Origin of the sequence: Actinoplanes sp. NPDC048791 (genome assembly GCF_040650095.1) — a bacterium.
Classification (GTDB): Bacteria; Actinomycetota; Actinomycetes; order Mycobacteriales; family Micromonosporaceae; genus Actinoplanes.
This window is the reverse complement of record NZ_JBEZGQ010000856.1, coordinates 1-3593: the sequence shown is the minus strand read 5'-3', so window position 1 is coordinate 3593 and position 3593 is coordinate 1. Positions and strand designations below refer to the sequence as shown.

Annotated in this window: 6 protein-coding genes; 2 read left to right on the top strand and 4 right to left on the bottom strand. The window is 72.4% G+C overall.

Going from position 1 to position 3593, the window contains the following annotated elements; genetic code table 11:
- Entirely contained in the window at positions 1-150 is a 150-nt protein-coding gene (locus AB0C29_RS38480) for a helix-turn-helix transcriptional regulator (RefSeq protein ID WP_360831302.1), read from the top strand.
- On the opposite strand, the gene AB0C29_RS38475 is transcribed toward AB0C29_RS38480, so the two are convergent.
- The 3 genes from AB0C29_RS38475 to AB0C29_RS38465 all read right to left on the bottom strand — a co-directional run bounded on the left by AB0C29_RS38475 (position 147) and on the right by AB0C29_RS38465 (position 2122).
- Positions 147-725 carry a sigma-70 family RNA polymerase sigma factor gene (locus AB0C29_RS38475; protein ID WP_360831299.1) on the bottom strand — a complete coding sequence of 193 codons (579 nt, stop codon included), beginning with the start codon at positions 723-725 and terminating at the stop codon, positions 147-149. The two genes, AB0C29_RS38480 and AB0C29_RS38475, sit on opposite strands and share 4 nt — an antisense overlap.
- Before the next feature lie 175 nt (positions 726-900).
- On the bottom strand, positions 901-1323 hold the full coding sequence (locus tag AB0C29_RS38470) for a nitroreductase/quinone reductase family protein (protein WP_360831297.1): 423 nt from the start codon (positions 1321-1323) through the stop codon (positions 901-903).
- 34 nt (positions 1324-1357) lie between these two features.
- Positions 1358-2122: an alpha/beta hydrolase gene (locus AB0C29_RS38465; protein ID WP_360831294.1), complete on the bottom strand. Its 765-nt coding sequence runs from the start codon at positions 2120-2122 to the stop codon at positions 1358-1360.
- Between the two features lie 67 nt (positions 2123-2189).
- Here AB0C29_RS38465 and AB0C29_RS38460 point away from each other — a divergent pair, with 67 nt between their 5' ends.
- Complete coding sequence (locus tag AB0C29_RS38460) at positions 2190-2618, top strand: MarR family transcriptional regulator (protein ID WP_360831291.1); 429 nt, start codon at positions 2190-2192, stop codon at positions 2616-2618.
- 73 nt (positions 2619-2691) lie between these two features.
- Here the strand turns inward: AB0C29_RS38460 and AB0C29_RS38455 are convergent.
- The coding region (locus AB0C29_RS38455) for an LD-carboxypeptidase (protein WP_360831289.1) at positions 2692-3593 on the bottom strand (902 nt) is incomplete at its 5' end.

The following is a 3593-nucleotide window of genomic DNA, read 5'->3' as shown; positions in this document are numbered from 1 at the left end:
GTGGCCCGGGGGGCCACCAACCACGAGGCGGCGGCCACCCTGTTCCTGTCGCAGAAGACGATCGAGTACCACCTGAGCAACATCTACCGCAAGACCCACATCCGCTCCCGCGCCGACCTCGCCGGCATCGCGAGCGCCGCCCAGGCCTAGTGCCATGCGTGCGCCCCGAGCCCGGCCCGCTCCAGCGAGGTGCGGAGCTTGCGCAGCGAGCGCATCCGGGTCGGCCCGATGCTGCCGATCGGGATGCCCTGGCACCGGGCTAGATCGGCGTACGCCGGGGCGTCGTTGCTGCTCAGCGCCACGACCAGGGCGCGCGAGGAGTCCGGCAACGAGTTGACGTGCTGCCACAGCAGGTCGTTCATCCGGGCGTCGACGGCGGCCTTCTCCGGGTGCGGGGACCGCTCGTCGCGCTGCTCGGCCTGCTGCTCCAGGCCGGGCACCTCACGCTTGCCGCTGCGCATGAGCTTGAGGCACTCCCGGCGGGCGATGGTCACCAGCCAGGAGCTGACCCGCTCCGGGTCACGGACCTCGCCGAGATGCTCGAACGCGCGCAGCCAGGTGTTCTGCACGACGTCCTCGGCATCGGACTCGGGTAGCCGGAACGAGCGCACGGTCCACCAGACCAGGCGCTCGAACTCGTGGACGAATCTGTCGGCCGCGCCGGTCGCGCCGGACTGCGCCGCGTAGATGATTTCCCGGGTGCCGTCGTACTGGTCGATCGTCATGACCGCGCCTCTCCTGGTCCGAACGGGACCTGGATGACGCTAGGGAGCGGCGGGCCGGTTGAGATCCGGGCGCCACCCTGGGGTTGGCCGGCACCCACCCTGGGGTTGATACCGGCCGGCCAGTCGGAGATCCGACTGCATCAGGGACCGTGGCGGCGCGCACGGCGGAGCGATGTCAGGCCGAAGGCGGGACCAGCAGGCGGACGACGGGGAACTTGCGGTCGGTCTTCTTCTCGTACTCGCGGGCGTCGGGCCAGTAGTCGCGCCAGATCCCGTACACGGTCTCCCAGCGGGGGTCGCCGGGCCGGATGACCTCGTAGTCGACGCTGATCGTGGCCGCGCCGAGCTCGATCGTGGTGGGGCCGGTGGCCGCCTCGAGGTTGGCGACCCACTGCGGGTCCTCCGGGGCGCCGCCCAGGCTCGCGCAGATCACGTACGCGTCGGCGTCCGGTGCCGCGACCAGCGGGGTGACGTACTCCTTGCCGGACCGGCGGCCGACGTGGTGCAGCAGCACGAGGGTCTTGCCCTCCCAGTGCTCGCCGACCACACCGTCGTTGGCGCGGAACCTGTCGATGATGGTGTCGTTGAACGAAGCCATGAGCAGAGGCTAGCGGTCCATCGACGGTCCTGCCTCACGCCGCGAAGTTCCAGATCGCCTCGAGGGTCTGCTGCGGGGTCTCCAGCTGCGGCAGGTGACCGGCACCGGGCAGCGGCACGTGGACGGCGCCCGGGATGGCCGCCGCGTAGGCCTTGCCGTACTCGAAGTCGACGACCCCGTCGCTCTCGCCCCACAGCACGCAGGTCGGCACGGTCACCGCGCTCAGCCGGGCCGCCAGCGTCGGGTCGGCCATGGTGGTGCCGGCGAAGAGCGCGATGGCCTGCCGGTTGGCCGCCAGCACGGCCCGCTGCGCGTCCGGCAGGGACTCCGGGTCGAAGCGGAACCGGTCCGGGTCGGCGTAGGACAGCTGGGTCAGCTCGGCCGGGGTCAGCGAGAAGAAGTCCGCGACCGGGTGGCCGGGCACGGCGATGCCGACGCCGTTGAGGATCACCACCCGGCTCACCCGGGGGTTGCCCAGCAGCGCGAGCTCGGCGGCGATCCAGCCGCCGATGGAGTTGCCGACGACGGTGACGCCGGTGAGGTCCAGCTCGTCGAGCAGGGCGGCGTAGAGCTCGGCGAGCCCGCGCACGGTGGTGAGGTCGTCGGGGCGCGGCGTGCCGTTCCAGCCCGGGTGGGTCGGCGTGAGGACCCGGGCGGGCCGCTCGCGGGCCAGCAGCTCGCCGAACGACAGGAACGACACGGGCCCGGCCCCGCCGTGCAGCAGCAGGAACGGGCGGCCGGAGCCGGCCTCGGCCACGGTGACGGCGGCCGACGCCACCGGATAAGTGTTGATGGTCATGCCCCGACGCTAGGCCAGCATCCTTATATAGGCAACCTTAGTTAAGGATGTTGTTATGCTGCTCACCATGGAAAGATCCGTCCAGGAGGTCGGCCTGCTGGTCAAGCGCCTCCAGCACCGCCACCACCGCGCGATGACCGCCGCCCTCACCGACCTCGGTGTCTCCCTGGTGCAGTGGGACACGCTGCGCCACCTGCACGAGAACCCGGGTGCGTCGCTGCACGACCTGGCCCAGCTGACGTTCCAGACCGACCAGGCCTTCGGCACCCTGGCCACCCGGATGGCCGACCGCGGCCTCATCGAACGCGAGCCGGGCCCCGGCCGGGCGATCCGCCACCGCATCACCGCCAAGGGCGAGCACATCCGGGTGGAAGGCGGGCGTCGGGCCGCCGAGGTGCTCACCCGGTCCCTGGGCCGGCTGACCGCCGGACAGCTCGATCAGCTCGGCGGCCTGCTGGAACTCGCCCTCACCGACGGACCGCCGGACGCCGGGTGACGACGGGTCGAGCAACGACGTCCACCCTGGAGTCGGAGCCGACCGCCGGGTCCCGACCTGAGACCCGGCGGGATCAGGCTCTGGCCGCCACGCCCGGGGCTACCCGGAGGGTGCCGGCCACGGTGTCGATCGTGGCCTTCGTGCCCAGCGGCACGGTGAGCTGCCCGTTGCCGTGCCCGATGCGCAGCCCGCCCAGCACCGGCACGCCCAGGTCGCCGACCCGGTCCTGGACCGCCTGCGCCGCCGTCCACTGGCCCTCGGTCACCGGGGCGTTGGTGAACTGACCGATCGCGATGCCCCTGATCCCGCGCAGCGCGCCCGACCGGCGCAGCTGGGTCAGCATCCGGTCGTAGCTGTACGGCGCCTCGTCGACGTCCTCGAACATCAGGATCGCCCCGGTCAGGTCGGGGAAGTCGCGGGTGCCGTAGCCGGTCTGCAGGATCGTCAGGTTGCCGCCCAGCAGCGTGCCCGTCGCCGTCCCCGGCACCTGCACCGCCGCGCTCGGCTCGGCCGGGTCGCGGGTCAGCACCACCGGGTCGGTCGTCATGATCGCCTTGCGCAGCGACTCGATCTCCACCGGACCGGTGCGGGAGTCCGTCCAGTTGACCATCGGGCCGTAGAAGCTGACCAGCCGGGCGCCGCGCCACAAGCGGCCGATCAGGGCGGTCAGGTCGCTGAAGCCGACCAGGACGCGGGGGTCGCGGCGGACCGCGTCCAGGTCCAGCCCGTCCACGATGCGCTGGGTGCCGTAGCCGCCGCGGGCGGCGAAGACGCCCCGGACGCCGGGGTCGCGGAAGGCCGCGTTCAGGTCGGCCAGGCGCGCCTCGTCGGTGCCGGCCAGGTAGCCGAACTTGTCGTTGACGTGGGCGCCCAGCTCGACCTCGAGGCCGAAGCCGCGCAGGATCTCGATGCCGCGGGCCAAGCGGGTGTCCGGCGCCGACCCGGTGGCGATGACCCGGACCCGGTCGCCGGGGC

What these genes read in the sequence shown, in the direction of transcription:
- AB0C29_RS38475 (WP_360831299.1), bottom strand. Translation starts at nt 725, where the DNA reads ATGACGATCGACCAGTACGACGGCACCCGGGAAATCATCTACGCGGCG.
- AB0C29_RS38470 (WP_360831297.1), bottom strand. Translation starts at nt 1,323, where the DNA reads ATGGCTTCGTTCAACGACACCATCATCGACAGGTTCCGCGCCAACGAC.
- AB0C29_RS38465 (WP_360831294.1), bottom strand. Translation starts at nt 2,122, where the DNA reads ATGACCATCAACACTTATCCGGTGGCGTCGGCCGCCGTCACCGTGGCC.
- AB0C29_RS38460 (WP_360831291.1), top strand. Translation starts at nt 2,190, where the DNA reads ATGGAAAGATCCGTCCAGGAGGTCGGCCTGCTGGTCAAGCGCCTCCAG.